This is a genomic window from Pseudoalteromonas sp. BMB (assembly GCF_001709235.1).
In the GTDB taxonomy this organism is placed as follows: Bacteria; Pseudomonadota; Gammaproteobacteria; order Enterobacterales; family Alteromonadaceae; genus Pseudoalteromonas; species Pseudoalteromonas maricaloris.
In genome coordinates this window covers 1-389 of record NZ_MBQA01000011.1, presented here as the reverse complement: position 1 = coordinate 389, position 389 = coordinate 1, and the positions used below count along the sequence as shown (strand labels likewise).

General features: G+C 46.5%; 1 protein-coding gene. It reads left to right on the top strand.

Annotated features, from left to right (window positions below):
• Positions 1-389, top strand: a 389-nt coding sequence (locus tag BB427_RS24330) for a hypothetical protein (protein WP_175401220.1), incomplete at both ends; no start/stop codon positions are given.

The window sequence follows — 389 nt, the reverse complement described above, 5'->3', positions numbered from 1 at the left end:
GTTGTATGAACAACGACCCAGACCAAAGTTACCTGTTAGGCTTTGCCCTTAACGACACCCAACCATCCGTTGTTACTAGCGCCAATAACACCCAAAACGTGCTCTGCTCTCGCGGCCAAAACCTATTGATGTTTGATGACACCCCAAAAACCCCGCATATTGTGTTGCAAACCTTAGCGGGCAACCAGCACTTGGTGTTACATGGTGATAAAAAGCAGCCTTATATTCACTGGCTTGCGCAACTTGGCGCGATGAATATTTTTGCAGCCAAAGACATACAGCTTGGCAGTGTTAAAAGCGCAATTCGACTACTCACCAATAAAACCTTTATTGCCAGCGCCAAACAACAACTGGCACTGGAGAGTAAAAAGTCGGTGATTGCCGATGCA